The organism is Bradyrhizobium erythrophlei, from assembly GCF_042430365.1.
Classification (GTDB): Bacteria; Pseudomonadota; Alphaproteobacteria; order Rhizobiales; family Xanthobacteraceae; genus Bradyrhizobium; species Bradyrhizobium erythrophlei.
Map to the genome: position 1 here is coordinate 17531 of NZ_JBHMET010000089.1, position 15270 is coordinate 32800.

Consider the following 15270-nt stretch of genomic DNA (forward strand, 5'->3'; position numbering starts at 1 on the left):
CTGGTGCAGCTCGACTCAACCACCTCGACTTTCGCCAACGTGACCGGCACTGCCTCGCTCAACGGCTTGGTTGGCGCGGCCTTCCTGCCGGGTAGCAACGTGACGAAGCAGTACAGCATCCTGACTGCAGCTCGCGGCGTCAGCGGAACGTTCAGCGGCGTCGACCCGCTCGGCCTGCCGTCAGGCCTGGTTGCCAGCCTCAGCTACGACGCAACGCACGCCTATCTGAACTTCACGCTCGATTACGGCGCGAAGTCGAACCTCAACGTCAAACAGCAGAACGTCGCGACCACGCTGCAGAACTTCTTCAACGCCAATGGCGGCATCAGCGCCGTGTTTGCCGGCCTGACGCCGACCGGGCTGACGCAGGCCTCGGGCGAGGGCGCGACCGGTTCGCAGCAGGCGACGTTCAATGCGATGGGCCTGTTCCTCGGGCTGTTGACCGACCCGTTCGTCGCCGGCCGCGATGGCGGCCTCGGTGGTGGTGCGAGTGCTGTGCCGTTCGCGGAAGAGAGCGCTTCGCTCGTCGATGCGGCGCGCAAGACCGATGCGCGCGACGCCTTCGCCAGCATTTATCGCAAGGCGCCGGCACCGCAGCTCGATTTCGACCAGCGCTGGAGCGTCTGGGCGGCGGGCTATGGCGGCTCGCAGACCACCAGCGGCAACGCGGTGATCGGATCGAACAACACGACCAGCAGCGTCTACGGCACCGCCGTCGGCGTCGACTATCGCGTCTCGCCGAACACGATCACAGGCTTCGCGCTCGCCGGCGGCGGCACGAACTTCAGCGTCAACGGGCTCGGCTGGGGACGCTCCGACCTGTTCCAGGCCGGCGCGTTCGTGCGCCACAATATCGGTCCCGCCTATATCAGCGCGGCGCTCGCCTATGGCTGGCAGGATGTCACGACCGACCGCATCGTCACAGCGGCCGGTATCGATCATCTGCGCGCCGAGTTCAACGCCAACACATGGTCGGGCCGGCTCGAGAGCGGCTATCGCTATGCGACGCCGTTGATGGGCGTGACGCCCTACGTCGCGGGGCAGTTTGCGACCTTCAACCTGCCGAACTACGCCGAAGCCGTCGTCTCCGGCGGCGGCGCCTTCGCGCTCAACTACACCGCCAAGAGCGTCACCGATACCCGCAGCGAGCTCGGCCTGCGCACCGACAGGTCGTTTGCGCTCGACTCTGGCCTGTTGACGTTGCGCGGCCGGGTCGCCTGGGCGCATGATTTCAATCCGGACCGCAACATCGGCGCGGTGTTCCAGGCGCTGCCGGGCACCGCCTTTGTCGTGAACGGCGCGGCGCAGGCGCGCGATTCCGCGCTGACCACGGCCTCCGCCGAGATGAAGTGGCGCAACGGCTGGTCGGCCGCCGCGACGTTCGAAGGCGAATTCTCCGGCGTAACGCAATCCTACGCCGGCAAGGGTGTTATGCGCTATTCGTGGTGATCCCCTGTGCTATGACTGGGCAAAACCCAGTCAGGAGGAACCATGCGCGCAGCCATCTTCAGGAACGGCGAGATCGTCGTCGACACCATGCCGGAACCCAAGCCGGGCGCCGGCCAGGTGCTGGTCAAGTCGCTCGCCTGCGGCATCTGCGGATCCGACCTCCATGCGCGCAAGCACGCCCACCGCATGGTGGAAATGTCGAAATTCTTTCCCGGCCGCAAGCCGATGGATCTGTCGCGCGACGTCGTGTTCGGCCACGAGTTCTGCTGCGAGATCCTCGACTATGGTCCTGACAGCGCCCGCAAGCTGAAGCCCGGCACTAGGGTGTGCTCGCTGCCGGCGCTGGTGACGCCGACGGGGCCGCAGGGCATCGGCTATTCCAACGACAATCCCGGCGCCTATGCCGAGCGCATGCTGCTCAGCGAGCCCCTGCTTCTGGAGGTGCCGAACGGCCTTGCGGCCGAGCATGCGGCGCTGACCGAGCCGCTCGCGGTCGGTGTGCACGCGGTGGCGAAGGCCGATATCAGGGGCGGCGAGGTGCCGCTGGTGATCGGCTGCGGCCCGGTCGGGCTCGCTGTCATCGCTGCGCTGAAGATCAAGGGCCTGCATCCGATCGTCGCCGCCGACTACTCGCCGACGCGGCGCCGGCTCGCGGAGAAGATGGGCGCCGACATCGTCGTCGATCCCGCGAAGACGCAGCCTTACGCGAGCTGGGCCGAGCACGCGCAGATGTCGGATGCGGAAAAGGCCGCGCGGCCGCCGTTCCAGGCCCATCTGCCGGCGCTGAAGCCCGCGCTGATCTTCGAATGCGTCGGCGTGCCCGGCTTGTTGCAGCAGGTGTTCGAGGGCGCGCCGCGCGATGCGCGCATCGTGGTGGTCGGCGTCTGCATGGAGACCGACCGCTCCGAGCCGATGCTCGGCATCATGAAGGAGCTCAACGTGCAATATGTCCTCGGCTACACGCCGGAGGAGTTCGCCTGGTCGCTGCGGCTGATTGCGGAAGGGCAGGTCGATGCGGCGTCGCTGATCACCGGCCGTATCGGCATCGAGGGCGTCGCGCAGGCGTTTACCGACCTCGCCAATCCCGAGGCGCACACCAAGATCCTCATCGAGCCCTGGCGGTGAGTTGAGCTCAGCTCTGCGTCCACGCCGGTTTGCAATTCGCAGGCGTGAACCTATAGTTCACCGTCATCGAGAGCACAGACGTCACTCAGGTTTATGCGAGTTTCCATCATCACCGGAGGCGGCTCCGGCATTGGCGCAGCGGTTGCGCGCCGGCTGGCCGGCCCCGATCAATGCCTGATGCTGCACGGGCAGGGCGCGGACGCGGCCGGGCTCGAACGGCTGACGGCGGTCGCCGAGGCGTGCCGGGGCGCCGGTGCCCGCGTCGAATGGCGGACCGGCGATCTGGCGAAGGCCGGCACCGGCGCCGATCTTGTCAGCGCAGCGCGCGCCGCGTTCGGACCGGTCGATGCCATCGTGCACGCCGCGGGCTTTGCCGACCGGCGCGATTTTGCCAGCCTGCCGCGCGAGGGCCTGGAGCGCGCTTTCGCTGTGATGGCGGCGGCCTTCCACGAGATGGCGGCGGCCGCGCTGCCGGATCTCACGCGTAACGCGCTCGCGCGCGTCGTTGCAGTCTCGAGCTTCGGTCCGCATCGCTTCGTGCCCGGCGCCACCTATCCGGGCTCGGCCGCGGCGAAAGCCGCGCTCGAAGTGCTGGTCAAGTCGCTCGCGATCGAGCTTGCCGCGTCGTGCTCAACCGCGAATGCCGTGGTGCCCGGCTACACGCGCAAGGATCCCGGCCTGTTCGGCGCGCTTGATACGCAAACCTGGGAGCGGGTTGCAAAAACCAATCCGATGCAGCGCCTCGCCGAGTCCGGCGAGGTCGCCGCCGTGATCGCCTTTCTGCTGTCGCCCGAAGCCGGTCATATCACCGGCGCGATGCTGCCGGTCGATGGCGGCCTGACCTTGATGTGATCGCATGACCGTATCAGCGCCAGGACAACAGGCCGATGTCGTCGTGCTCGGCGCCGGCATGGTCGGCGTGTCGACCGCGATCGCAGCGCGGCAGCGCGGCCTGTCGGTCATCGTGGTCGACCGGCGCGAGCCCGGCAGCGAAACTTCCTATGGCAATGCTGGCATCATCTCGTCTGGCTCGATCCTGCCGCTCAACACGCCCGCGCTCTGGAAGAACCTGCCGAAATATCTCACCAACACGCATCCGGCGCTGCGCTGGAACATTCCGTGGGCGATCGCCAATGCCTCCTGGGTGATCCGCTTCCTTGCAGCCGCGACGCCGTCGCAGACCCGGCCGCGCGCCGCGGCATTGGCCGGCCTGATCGGGACGTCGATGAAGCTGCACCGCGACTGGATCGTGCAGGCCGAGGCCGGCCACCGCATCCGTGAAACCGGCTGGCTGAAGGCCTGGCGCGGTGATGGGCTTGCCGCCGCGAAGGCCGAGCAGGCGGCGCTCGCCGAGTTCGGCATCAGGAGCGAGGTGCTCGACCGTCAGGGCATTTCCGCGCTCGAGCCCAACATCATCCCGGCCTACAGCGTCGGCCTGTTGCACAGCCAGACCGCATCGGTCGATTCCCCCGGCGCCGTGGTCAAGGCCTACGCGAAGATGCTCGCCGCGAACGGCGGCGCCGTCAGGCAGTCCGAGATCAAGCAGGTCGCAGCGCTGGACGATAGTTGGCGCGTTGAGCTCGCCGACGGCGAGATCAATGCGCGCCACGTCGTGGTCGCGCTCGGGCCGTGGTCGGCGGAACTGCTGCGGCCGCTCGGCTATCGCGTGCCGCTCGCAACCGAGCGCGGCTACCACCAGCATTTCGTGCCGAACCCGGCACGCAAATTGCTCCGCCCGATCCATGATGCGGAGGGCGGTTTCCTGATGACGCCGATGGAGCAGGGCATTCGCGTGACCAGCGGCGTCGAATTGACCGCGCGCGATGCGCCATCGAACTACGCCCAGCTCGAGGCTGTGGTGCCGATGGCGCGCAGCGTAGTCGAGTTTGGCGAGGCGGTCGGCGAGCGCTGGCGCGGCTCGCGGCCGACGCTGCCCGACAGCCTGCCGATGATCGGGCCGGCGCCGCGCCATCGCGGCCTCTGGCTCGCCTTCGGCAACCAGCATATCGGCTTCACCACCGGCCCCGGCACGGGCGCCGCGATCGCGGCCATGATCGGCGGCGAGGCGCCGCCGTTCGATACATCAGCGTTTTCCCCAAGCCGCTATATCGCGTGACTCGCTCCCGCTCGCCTGCGATGCTGGGACGTCGTGGCGGGCGGCGCGGCAATTTCCGGTAACCGAGGGGCAGGATGAATTACGTTTGGGACTTCGCGATCCTCGGCAAGTACAGCCATCTGTTCTGGCTCGGGCTCGGCTGGACCATTGCCTACACGATCGGCACCATCATCCTGGGGACCTTGATCGGCCTGATCGTCGGCATGCTGCGCCTGAAGCGCATTCCGGTGATCGACTGGCTGCTGGTCGCCTATATCGAAGCGTTCCGCTGCACGCCGCTGCTGGTGCAGATCATCTGGTTTTACTACGCCTTTCCGGTCGTGATCGGCGTCAACATCCCGGCGCATGTCGCGGCCGTCAGCGTGCTCTCGCTCTATGGCGGCGCGTTCTATGCCGAGATCGTGCGCGGCAGCATCGAGAGCGTGCCGATCGGGCAGTGGGACGCCGCCAAGGCGCTCGGCTTCCGCGGCTGGCGCCTGATGCGGCTCGTCATCCTGCCGCAGGCGATGAAGCCGATGATGGCGCCCTACGTCAACCAGTCGGTGACGCAACTGAAAAACACCTCGCTGGTGTCGATCATCGCGGTGCCGGATCTCGTCTACAACGCGACCCTGATCAACGCCGACACCTACCGGCCGCTCGAGGTCTACACCATCGTGGCGCTGATCTATTTCGCGATCCTGTTCCCCTCGACGCTGGCGGCACGCCGCCTCGAGCGCGGCCTGACCTACGACAAGGTGTGAGCTTTCTTACCTCTCCCGCTTGCGGGGGAGGTCGCAACGCATCGAAGATGCGATGCGGGTGGGGGCTCTCTCCACTCGAAGATTCTGACTCGCGGCGGCACCCCCACCCCGGCCCTCCCCCGCAAGCGGGAGAGGGGGCATAATTCCGACGCGGCGCGCTCTCACGTCAGATATTCAACTCCACCGGCACGTCCTCGGCCTTGACGCCCGCGAGCGCGAGGCCCTTGACGAACCATTCGCGCATCTGGCCGACGCCGCGGTTGTAGTCGATCCACACCGACAGGAAGTCGCGCCAGCGCTTGTCCGGCTCGCGCCGCACCGCGGTGCCGCTGGCGATCGTCACCGACGGCGATTGCAGGATCTTGTAGGTGCCGAGGTTCGGGTTCTTGGCAATCGCGGTGAGCCCCAGCACCAGCGCGTTGACCACGCAATCGACGCGGCCTGACGACATCTCCAGCATCACCTCGTCGCGTGACTTCAGCGACTTGATGGTGGCGTTCGGCGCAAAGCGGCGGGCGACCGCCTCGTTGGCAGAGCCGACGTCGACCGCGATCTTCACCTCGGGCTTGTTGATGTCAGCCCAGGTCTTCGCCTCCAGGCCCTTCTTCAGCATCGCGCCGAACGGATGCGGGAACACCAGGCTGGTGAAGTCGACCACCAGCGCCCGCTGCGGGGTCGGGTTGAGCGCAAAGCCGAGGTCGATCTTGTTGGCCTGCAAATCGAGGATCGAATTGCCGTAGGTCGACTCGACATATTCCAGCTTGACGTCGAGCAGTTTTGCCAAATCGTTGGCCATCTCGATCGAGAAGCCGGACCAGGTGCCGGTGGCGAGGTCCTTGTTGAAATAGGGCAACTCGCCCGGCAGCACGGCGATGCGCAGCACCTTGTTGGCCCTGACACGGTCGAGGGTGTTGTCGGCGGCCTGCGCCTGGGCAGATGCCGGCGTTGTCAGCGTGGCGGCCAGCGCGGCGCCGCTGCCGATGCCGAGCGCATAGCGCAGCGCGTCGCGGCGGTCTTCTGAAATCTTCACGTCGTCGGATTGAGTCACGAGGGCCTCCCTGCACCAAATCGGACGGAGCCTAGCGTCGGTATCCGATGGCAGCAATAGTGATCGCCTGCGCCATTAGTAGGCGAGGTGAATGCACAATTGCCCAAGTGTTGAACCGTTAAAGTGTTGGACTGTCATCGCGTGCGCGACCGTTTCACACTGCCGCCGGGACTGTGCTAACAAGCGCCAACAAGAGCAAAGGGAGATGCCGATGATTTCGCTCACGCCGAGAGACGTCCTGCCGGAAGACGCGACCGCCGGCACGCTGGTCGGGCGGGTCTGGCTGCCACAGGCCGGCGGTCCGGCCGTGGTTGCGGTGCGCGATGACGGCGTGTTCGACGTCACCGCGCGTTTCCCCACCGTGAGCGCGCTGTGCGAGGAGCGGGATCCGGCGGCGGCATTGCGCGCGACCAAGGGCGAGCGGATCGGCGATCTCGATGCCATCCTGGCCAATACGCCGCCGGACGGCCGCGACAGCACAAGGCCGTATCTGCTCGCACCGGTCGACCTGCAGGTCTTGAAGGCCGCCGGCGTCACCTTCGCGATCTCGATGCTGGAGCGCGTCATCGAGGAGCGGGCGCGCGGCAATCCGTCGTCGGCGGAGGCGATCCGCAAGGAGGTGGTGCGCCTCGTCGGCGACGATCTCTCGAAGTTGAAGCCGGGCTCGGCGGAGGCAGCGAGGCTGAAGCAGGTGCTGATCGAGCAGAACGCCTGGAGCCAGTATCTCGAGGTCGGCATCGGCCCCGATGCCGAGGTCTTCACCAAGGCGCCGACATTATCGTCGGTCGGCACTGGCATGGACGCCGGCCTGCATCCGAAATCGACCTGGAACAATCCGGAGCCGGAGGTCGTGCTCGTGGTGTCAAGCACAGGCCAAATCGTCGGTGCCGCGCTCGGCAACGACGTCAACCTGCGCGACTTCGAGGGCCGCTCGGCGCTGTTGCTGTCGAAAGCCAAGGACAACAACGCCTCCTGCGCGATCGGCCCGCTGCTCCGCCTGTTCGACCAGACCTTCTCGCTCGACGACGTCAGGACAATGGATGTCGGCCTGACCGTGACGGGGGCGGACGGCTTCGTGCTCGAGGGCCATTCCTCGATCAGCAAGATCAGCCGCGACCCGACCGACCTCGTCGCCCAGACCATCGGTCCGGTGCATCAATACCCTGATGGATTTGCGCTGTTCCTCGGCACGATGTTCGCGCCGGTCAAGGACCGCGACGCGAAGGGCGAGGGCTTCACCCACAAGCGCGACGACATCGTCACCATCGCTGCACCCCAGCTCGGCAAGCTCGTCAACCGCATGCGGGGTAGCGACGAATGCGAGCCCTGGACGTTCGGCGTGAGCGCGCTGATGAAGAGCCTTGCGCAGCGGAAGGTGCTTTGAGGCATCGCGTCGTCATAGTGAAGCGGTAGGGTGGGCAAAGCCAACGGGTCGCGCGAACGCGCGCCCGATGACAGGCTCCGCGTGCCCACCATCGCGAGCAGAATGTTAGATGGTGGGCACGCTTCGCTTTGCCCACCCTACACATCTTCATCACACGTAGCTCGCCGTCACGCTGCCGAACGGCCCGAAATCCGCGACATACGTCTCGCCCGGCTTCGGGCGCAGCATGCCGGTCAGCGTGCCCGTCGAGATCAGCTGCCCGGCCTTCAGCCCGATGCCGGTGCGTGACAATTCATTGGCGAGCCAGGTGAGCGGCACCAGCGGATGGTCGAGCGCCTCGGCCGCGGTGCCCTTGCGCCGCAAGGCGCCGTTGCAGCTCAGCGTCACCTCCTGTCCGGCGACGTCGCGCGTTCGCCAGTCCGCAATCGCAGGCCCGTAGACGATGCTGCCGGCGCCTGCGCCGTCGGCGAGGATCGCGTTCAGGGGCGGAAACGCCGCATCGTGCACGAAGCGGCATTCGGCAAGCTCGATGCCCGGATGCAGCGAGGCCACCGCCTCGGTCACCTCGTCGACGGTGTACGGCCTGTCGCGCGGCGGCAGGTCCGCGCCGAGCCGCGCCTGGTATTCGACCTCAGGGATTGGGCTGCATTGTTGTGCGTGCGCGACGCTGGCCGGCGCCTCGCGGATCTGTGGCGCGAAGACGCGGCCGTAGATCGGGGAGTCGGTGCGCAATTGCGCCTGCAATCCGGCCTTCATCGCCGCGATCTTCCAGCCCGCGACCGGGCGGCTCAATTCGTCCTCGACCATCCGCGCGACGCGATAGGCGGTGTCCTTGTCCGGCCGCACCAGCCCCGGATCGAGCCCGCTTTGCTGCCGGCCGTCGCGGCGGAGCGTGGCGAGCAGACGCGCAAGTTCGCGCTGGCGGGCAATATCCATGGCAGACCTCGGGAGCGGCGGACGTTCGTCGCCACCGCAGCGGCCGCGAACCAGGAGGTGGATAGGGTTGCGTCGAGCTCACGGCAAACGATTTATCTGCGCGCCGATTGAGTCATACTCAATAGATGTCCTGGCGTCGTCTTCCTCCGCTCCATGCCGTTCGCGCCTTCGAAGCCGTCGCGCGTCACCTCTCGATGACCCGTGCCGCCGAAGAGCTCGGTGTCACGCCGGGCGCGGTGAGCCGGCACATCCGCGCGCTGGAGGAACATCTTGAGAAGGCGCTGTTCCTGCGCCAGGCGGGCGGCCTCGTCCTGACCAGCGCCGGCGAGGCGCTGGCGCAGGCGACGCGCGAGGGGCTCGACCGCATTGCCGACGGCGCAAGAGGCGTGAAGCTGGCGCGGCTGCGCCGGCTGTCGATCGGCGTCTACGGCTTCGTGGCGTCGCGCCTGTTGCTGCCGATCTGGCATGATCTCCGATCGGCGCATCCCGATCTCGCGATCGACCTGCACACCAGCCCCAATCCGCTCGATCTCTTGCCCGGCCGCTACGATGCGGTGATCGCCGTCTCCGACGCCGCGCCGCGTCCCGGGCTGGTGACGCATCCGCTGCTGCCGATCGCCACCGTTCCGGTCTGCGCACCGCGCTGGCTGAAGCGCGGGCCGCTCGATTTCGCCGCCGTTCCGCTGCTGCATGCGCGCCCGCGCCCGGACGATTGGCGCCGCTGGCTCGATCACGCCGGCCTCAGTCATGTGCCGGCGCAGACCGGCAGCAGCTTTGAGAGCGTCGGCCTCGCGATCGAAGCCGCGGCCGCCGGCATGGGCGCGGCCATCGCGATCGAGGCGCTGCTGGCGCCGGACCTCGCGCGCCGCAAGATCGTCATCGCGCATCGCAAGGTCCGCCAGACCCGCCGCCACTTCGTGCTGCAATACGAGGCGCGGCTCGCCGACGAGCCGGCGCTGGCCGCGTTCAGGGACTGGATTGTCGCACGGCTGGCGAAGGCGGCTGCCGCGCGGTGAACGGCGCGGTCGGCATCAGTCGGCGAGGAATATGACCGGAGTGCCTTTGGACACCCGCTCGGCGACGCGTTCGGCATCCCAGTTGGTGAGACGAACGCAACCGTGCGATTGGGTCTTGGACACCTTCCCAGGCGAAGGTGTGCCGTGGATGCCGTAGCCCTCCGCGGACAGATTGATCCAGACCGTGCCGACCGGATTGTTCGGTCCGGGCCTGATCGTGAACGGCCTGCGCGAATGGACGCCTTTGAAATGATATTTTGGATCGTAGCGATAGGTCGGATTGCGGTTGATCTCCGTCACCTTCAGCGTCCCTGTCGGAGAAGGCTTCTCCTCGCTGCCGACGGTTGCGGGATAGAAGCCGATCGGCGTGCTGGTCTTGTCGAACAGTCTGACGGTTTGCCGCCGCTTGTCGACTTCGACCCGGTCCGCTTTCTCTGACGTCTTCGCCTGTCCGGCGCCGGTGTCGATCACGGCGATGACATCTCCGGCACGGTCGAAGCGCTGTCCCGGATTGAGCGCCGACAGCAGCTGCTCGCTCATGTGAAACTTCTCGGCCAGGCCCTCGCGCGAGCTGGTGTAGCTCAGCTTCGGAATATCCTTCATCTCTTCCATTCTGGCGGGAAGCTTGCGCAGGAACGGCCCTGCGACGTCCTTTTCCGCGATGGTGTAGTTGGCGACCACCGGCCGGTCGTCGGCTTGCAACCGCTTCCAGACATCGTCGGTCACCTCGTCCGTAACAGGCAGTTGCTGCGCCTCGGCGTAGGCGCGCAACGCCTTCTTAGCGTTCTCGCCGAACCTGCCGTCGATCTCGCCCGGCGAGAAGCGGGCGCGGTCCAGCAGCACCTGCAACCGGACCCCTGCGGGCGTCGGTTTGTCGTTCGACAGCGTTTTCCGTGATGGCTCCGCGGCGTTGATCGTCGCCGGATTGATGTCGGCCGCGTAGGCGGTGCTCGTCACAAGGACGAGGACCAAGCTGACATAGACGCACCTCGTATGCCTTTGCGTCATGTTGCAACGAGCCCCGCTCGCGCTTCCGGACAGGGCGGATAAGCCAAGGAATGAACGTGCGTCGCGAGCGTGTGTTCCTGTGAAACCGGTTCCTGCCGCTGCGCCAACCTGTCCCGTCTTTGGGATGCGGACGATGCGATACCCTCGCGCAAAATCCAGGGAGGGAATCATGTTGGCGAAGCCTGATCGCCGTCGTTTCATCACTGCCGGCGCGACGGCTGCCGCGACACCAACCGTCCTAGACAGAGAAGGCGGCCGGGGCGCCTGTTCGGGCGCCTAATCCAGCAATGCGCTCGCGTAGAGCGGCGCGGCGCCGGGCCTGCTGACGCACTGGGAGGAATACCTTGTGCACCACGGTGTGTAAGTAATTCTCAATCGTGAGTGTGCGGCCGAACATTCGTCGCGCGTCGCGTTCGATTTGTTCGTCCCCGCTGGTGCGGACGCGCACCAGCTTGACATTCTTGGTGGCTCAACGCCCGTGCTCTGAGCAAATGAAGAGCCGCTGAGTGTCAGGCCAAGCAGAATCAATCCAGCCGACCACGAACGTGCAAGCCGTGTTGTGCTTCTGACCACGTCGGTACTCCTCATCAAAGTGAATCGCTGACTTTCTCGAAACGGGAGTTCAAGCCCATGCAGGCTTGCATCGCCTTCCTGAGTTCCTCAGAAGGCTGGCCATCCAACGGGGTCTCAGGGAATCCGTTCTGGCGAAGAAAGACCTGCGCCTTCAGGAGAGTGCGACGGCCACCCACGCTCAAGGCATTGACGGCATCCGCGGCAGCTTCGGCGAACCGTTTCAGCCGGACCGAAACCAGGGCGCGCTGCATTTGATATTTGGCGAGCTTGTCCCCGCTGATGGCGTAGTTCGGTTTGCCACCGATCGGGCCGAGAAGGGCGTCGTAGTCGGCCAGCGCCGCGCTGTCGTCGCCGAGGATCTCGTTGGCTGCGGCGCGGGTGGTCAGAAGATGAAAGCTGTCTGGATCGTCGTTCAAGGCCTCGGTGAGGTCGGCCACGGCCTCTTTGGGATGGCCAGCCGCAATGTGCGCCTTCGCGCGAAGCGAGAGCAGGCTGGTCTCGCGCCGATCACCGGCGAGGAGGACATCCAGATCGGCTACGGCCTCGTCGGGCAGACCGAGCGCCAGTCGCAGTCTGGCCCGCGACTCCCGCGAGAACCTGTGATCCGGGTGCGCCGACAGAACCTGATCGAACAGACGCAGCGCCTCGTCGTACCTTGTGTCCAGCAGGCGCGCCGCATTGGTCGCTTGCAGGTTGGCGTCGTCAGGTCGCTGCTGCAGGGCGGTCTTGATCTCGGGCTCGGCGCGCTTGAAGTCCCCGGTCGATAGCGCCAGGCGCGCCACGAGGTGGCGGGTATCCACATTGTTCGGATCGAGCTTCAGCGCTTCGTCGGCTTCCGCTAGCGCGTTCTTGAGGTCTCCGACGTCGATGTAGAACGTCGCGCGGGCCGTCCTCGCGGCCGCCTGTTGCGTCGAATCCGCTCCCTCGGCCAGCGCCGGCAACGGACAGGGCTGTTTTCCGCTTTGTGTCGCAAGCATGCACGGCGTGGTGCGCACGGCGATGACGCCGGCCCCGGGCTGCGGCGCCTCGAGCGCCAGCGCGGACGGCGCGGCCACCAGGATCATTGCGATACATCCGATACCCGCGAGGCGACGCATCATCCGCAATCCTCATCCAGCATGCAGGCCCGCACCGCGTCCATCAGCGCGGGTCGCGGATCGGTATCGGGCGGGATGGCGGCGAGGTACCCGCGTTTTTGCAGCACGCCGAGCTTCTCCTCCATGAAGCCCGGGTCGACGTTGAACGACGTGATCGCCTCGGCGGCGGCTTCCTCACCTCGTCCGAGCTTTCGCAAGGTGATTGCATACTTCCATCGCATGGTCCCGTTGATGGGATATCCCTTGAGGGCCCGGGCATATTCCTCGGCGGCCAATTCGTATTGATGCCCGATGAAATGGACGTGTGCCTGCTGGTTCAGGCTGAACCAGTAGTCGGGGGCCAGCGCCAGCGCCTTGGTGAGGTCGTCCTGAACGGCGTCCAGCGACGGCGGCGGAGCTCCCGGAATGTATGCAGCTTGCGTGAGCCTGAATTCCGCGCGCCAGGCGAACGTCTGCGCGTCGGGATCAAGTTCGATCGCTCGATCGTAGGCCTGACGGGCTTCGTCGATTCGTCCGACCGTTCTGAGCAGGAGCGCACGCTCCATTGCAACGGCGATCCGGTATGTCGTGGACCGCAAATAGCTCGTGACGGCGGACGGCCTGGTGATCAGGGGTTCCGGCAAGGCGAGGATGGCGTCGGCCTCCTGAATAGCTTCCTGATGGAAATCGTTGCGCTTGAGGAGCCAGAGGCGATTGAATCGATGCAGCGGTTCGAGCGGTTGCAGCCGTATTGCTTCGTCATAGGCCACCTTGGCCTGCGCGAACTTCTCCGGTCCGCCCAGACTGAGCGCGGCTCCGATCAAGCCGTACACGTCCGCATATCCGGGTTTGAGCTTCAGCGCGCCGTGGGCTTGAGCGAAAACCGTGTCGAAGTCTCGCTGGTCGTATGCCGTCCAGCCACGGCGCAAGTGCAGCTCTGGATCATCGGGCGCGATACTGAGCGCTTTCTCATAGTCCTTGATCGCCTCGTCAAGGCGCCCCATCCTGTGCAGCGCGCGAACACGTATCTTCAGGGCTTCTGCATGGGCGGCCTTCGTGAGCCGGCCGCCGTCCAGGACCGCGGTGCAGTTCTTCGCGGCCTCGCCGGCATTGGTCTCAAAGACAGTTACCGAACATTGGTCGTCGGCAAAAGCATGGCCCGAACCAGCCGTCCAACAAAACAGAATGAATGTTGTGATGATGCCGCTACGCTGAAGCACGGGAACCGCCCTGTGGCCGAAGCGGGGCGACCTTGCTGCTCTGGGTGGTAAGATCGCGTCAAGACAATCTGGGCAATTTTAGTGAGTTCGCCGTTTTGGTGAGCGTCCTTAGCGAGGTGTTTCGCCGATCCGCGCAGACTGCCCGGACCACAATGCGTGCCGTCTTGTGGCGCCTTCAGCGTGGAGCTGTATCGCCGATCCTCGCGTGTCATGGCTGACCGCAACGCGGATCACTGATTTGCCCGTCGTGATAAATGTCCTCGCGAAATATTTCCGCTTCCGTCCAGAGCGGGTGGTGCTGCGGCGTGCAGTTCATATTTCATTCTGATTTTCAGAATTTCTATTGACGCGGAGCCCAAATCAGCACTAAGACTCCGTCCGTCTCACCCGACACGAGGGGCGGCTCGCGATCGTCACGAACGTGGTGTGGGATGCGGTGGACGCTGATTGCGTGCCTGACGAGCACGCGAGAAGCGGACGGCGAAGTCGTGTGGTCCTGACGCCCCAGTGGCAGGTCTCTCCTCGCAAGGCGCGACGCGCCTTTGCGAAGACGGTGACAAACAAGCCCGGTCTCGCCGGGGAGAGCACGAGATAAGCCGTAACCCATCGCGCAGGGAAAGCCGGAGTGTTTCGGGTTTCACCTGTGGTCCTACCCCGGTGCTTTTTGTTGCACCGGACCCAGCAATCGGCACCCGGCTTTCCCTGCGCCCTCTGTTCGATGCGAGGGCGGAACGAGATGCAAAGCTCGGACAAATCATGTCGCGAGAATGCGAACCTATATCCTTCGCCATTGCGAGGAGAAGCGACGAAGCAATCCATCGTCCGGCATATGCTGACGCATGGATTGCTTCGCTTCGCTCGCAATGACGTGGAGAGAACTGCGCCTCAAATTCGATGTCGTCCCGGGCTTGACCCGGGATCCATAACCACCGCTCGCAGCCGGTTTGCGCGCTGGAGCCACGTCCTGTCTCAACAATGCAATCCTGTGGTTATGGCTCCCGGCGTTCGCCGGGACGACATCGAGGTTTTGGCGCCACTGAGGCGACGACTACACCGGCAGCGCAATCGAGTACTTCACCTGGCTCAGCGCAAAGCTCGACTCGATCGAGGCAATGCCGTCGAGCCGCGTCAGCTTGTTCTTCAGGAACGCCTCGTAGGAGGAGAGGTCGGCGGCGACGACGCGCAGGAGGTAGTCGCGATTTCCCGTCATCAAATAGCACTCCAGCACCTCGTCCCATTTCGAGATCGCGCGGGCGAAGCGGTTCAAATCTTCCTCTTTCTGCCGTGCGAGCTTGATCGAGATGAAGACAGAGACGTGAAGCCCGAGCGATTTCTGGTCCACGGTCGCGACGTAACGCGTGATCACGCCGCGCTCCTCCAAGAGCTTGACCCGGCGGTGGCACGGCGAGACCGACAGCCCGACCTTGTCGGCGAGTTGCTGCATGGTCATGCGGCTGTCGGTCTGGAGCAGACTCAGGATCTTGCGGTCGATGGCGTCGAGGGCAGGCATTGGGATGAACTCGTCGATTGGGAGTACTTCGTGGGAAGTTATCCCAATTTTCCCTGTGTTGTCGCG

At 65.5% G+C, this 15270-nt stretch carries 13 protein-coding genes; 7 read left to right on the forward strand and 6 right to left on the reverse strand.

Annotation, left to right across the window (positions count from 1 at the left end; all coding sequences use genetic code 11):
• Positions 1–3: 3 nt before the first annotated feature.
• The 5 genes from ACFFWD_RS16085 (at position 4) to ACFFWD_RS16105 (ending at position 5433) form a co-directional block, all read left to right on the forward strand.
• Complete coding sequence (locus ACFFWD_RS16085; protein ID WP_376966743.1) at positions 4–1449, forward strand: autotransporter outer membrane beta-barrel domain-containing protein; 1446 nt, start codon at positions 4–6, stop codon at positions 1447–1449.
• Between the two features lie 42 nt (positions 1450–1491).
• Positions 1492–2574 (forward strand): zinc-binding dehydrogenase, encoded by a 1083-nt coding sequence (locus ACFFWD_RS16090; RefSeq protein WP_376966745.1) that lies wholly within the window; start codon positions 1492–1494, stop codon positions 2572–2574.
• A 93-nt stretch (positions 2575–2667) separates the two neighbouring features.
• Positions 2668–3426, forward strand: a complete 759-nt coding sequence (locus ACFFWD_RS16095; protein ID WP_376966747.1) for an SDR family NAD(P)-dependent oxidoreductase — start codon at positions 2668–2670, stop codon at positions 3424–3426.
• 4 nt (positions 3427–3430) lie between these two features.
• Positions 3431–4690, forward strand: coding sequence for an NAD(P)/FAD-dependent oxidoreductase (locus tag ACFFWD_RS16100; protein ID WP_376966749.1), 1260 nt, complete (start codon positions 3431–3433; stop codon positions 4688–4690).
• 74 nt (positions 4691–4764) lie between these two features.
• A complete protein-coding gene (locus ACFFWD_RS16105) occupies positions 4765–5433 on the forward strand; it encodes an amino acid ABC transporter permease (protein ID WP_376966751.1) in 669 nt (222 codons plus the stop codon).
• 166 nt (positions 5434–5599) lie between these two features.
• Here ACFFWD_RS16105 and ACFFWD_RS16110 read toward each other — a convergent pair whose 3' ends face one another.
• Positions 5600–6481 (reverse strand): transporter substrate-binding domain-containing protein, encoded by an 882-nt coding sequence (locus tag ACFFWD_RS16110; protein WP_376966753.1) that lies wholly within the window; start codon positions 6479–6481, stop codon positions 5600–5602.
• A gap of 211 nt (positions 6482–6692) precedes the next feature.
• On the opposite strand from ACFFWD_RS16110, the gene ACFFWD_RS16115 reads away from it, so the two are divergent.
• Complete coding sequence (locus tag ACFFWD_RS16115; protein WP_376966755.1) at positions 6693–7865, forward strand: fumarylacetoacetate hydrolase family protein; 1173 nt, start codon at positions 6693–6695, stop codon at positions 7863–7865.
• Positions 7866–8015: 150 nt separating this feature from the next.
• Here ACFFWD_RS16115 and ACFFWD_RS16120 read toward each other — a convergent pair whose 3' ends face one another.
• The gene (locus ACFFWD_RS16120; protein ID WP_376966757.1) at positions 8016–8801 is read right to left on the reverse strand and encodes a 2-keto-4-pentenoate hydratase; all 786 of its coding nucleotides are present in this window, start codon (positions 8799–8801) and stop codon (positions 8016–8018) included.
• Positions 8802–8926: 125 nt separating this feature from the next.
• On the opposite strand from ACFFWD_RS16120, the gene ACFFWD_RS16125 reads away from it, so the two are divergent.
• A complete protein-coding gene (locus ACFFWD_RS16125) occupies positions 8927–9817 on the forward strand; it encodes a LysR substrate-binding domain-containing protein (RefSeq protein WP_376966759.1) in 891 nt (296 codons plus the stop codon).
• A 15-nt stretch (positions 9818–9832) separates the two neighbouring features.
• On the opposite strand, the gene ACFFWD_RS16130 is transcribed toward ACFFWD_RS16125, so the two are convergent.
• From ACFFWD_RS16130 to ACFFWD_RS16145, 4 genes are all read right to left on the reverse strand, one after another.
• Complete coding sequence (locus ACFFWD_RS16130) at positions 9833–10789, reverse strand: L,D-transpeptidase family protein (protein WP_376966761.1); 957 nt, start codon at positions 10787–10789, stop codon at positions 9833–9835.
• A gap of 623 nt (positions 10790–11412) precedes the next feature.
• Entirely contained in the window at positions 11413–12462 is a 1050-nt protein-coding gene (locus tag ACFFWD_RS16135) for a tetratricopeptide repeat protein (protein ID WP_376966763.1), read from the reverse strand.
• Between the two features lie 32 nt (positions 12463–12494).
• The gene (locus ACFFWD_RS16140) at positions 12495–13694 is read right to left on the reverse strand and encodes a tetratricopeptide repeat protein (RefSeq protein WP_376966765.1); all 1200 of its coding nucleotides are present in this window, start codon (positions 13692–13694) and stop codon (positions 12495–12497) included.
• 1048 nt (positions 13695–14742) lie between these two features.
• Complete coding sequence (locus ACFFWD_RS16145; protein WP_376966767.1) at positions 14743–15204, reverse strand: Lrp/AsnC family transcriptional regulator; 462 nt, start codon at positions 15202–15204, stop codon at positions 14743–14745.
• Positions 15205–15270: the final 66 nt, after the last annotated feature.

What these genes read in the sequence shown, in the direction of transcription:
- ACFFWD_RS16115 (WP_376966755.1), top strand. Translation starts at nt 6,693, where the DNA reads ATGATTTCGCTCACGCCGAGAGACGTCCTGCCGGAAGACGCGACCGCC.
- ACFFWD_RS16120 (WP_376966757.1), bottom strand. Translation starts at nt 8,801, where the DNA reads ATGGATATTGCCCGCCAGCGCGAACTTGCGCGTCTGCTCGCCACGCTC.
- ACFFWD_RS16095 (WP_376966747.1), top strand. Translation starts at nt 2,668, where the DNA reads ATGCGAGTTTCCATCATCACCGGAGGCGGCTCCGGCATTGGCGCAGCG.
- ACFFWD_RS16100 (WP_376966749.1), top strand. Translation starts at nt 3,431, where the DNA reads ATGACCGTATCAGCGCCAGGACAACAGGCCGATGTCGTCGTGCTCGGC.
- ACFFWD_RS16135 (WP_376966763.1), bottom strand. Translation starts at nt 12,462, where the DNA reads ATGATCCTGGTGGCCGCGCCGTCCGCGCTGGCGCTCGAGGCGCCGCAG.
- ACFFWD_RS16105 (WP_376966751.1), top strand. Translation starts at nt 4,765, where the DNA reads ATGAATTACGTTTGGGACTTCGCGATCCTCGGCAAGTACAGCCATCTG.
- ACFFWD_RS16090 (WP_376966745.1), top strand. Translation starts at nt 1,492, where the DNA reads ATGCGCGCAGCCATCTTCAGGAACGGCGAGATCGTCGTCGACACCATG.
- ACFFWD_RS16125 (WP_376966759.1), top strand. Translation starts at nt 8,927, where the DNA reads ATGTCCTGGCGTCGTCTTCCTCCGCTCCATGCCGTTCGCGCCTTCGAA.
- ACFFWD_RS16145 (WP_376966767.1), bottom strand. Translation starts at nt 15,204, where the DNA reads ATGCCTGCCCTCGACGCCATCGACCGCAAGATCCTGAGTCTGCTCCAG.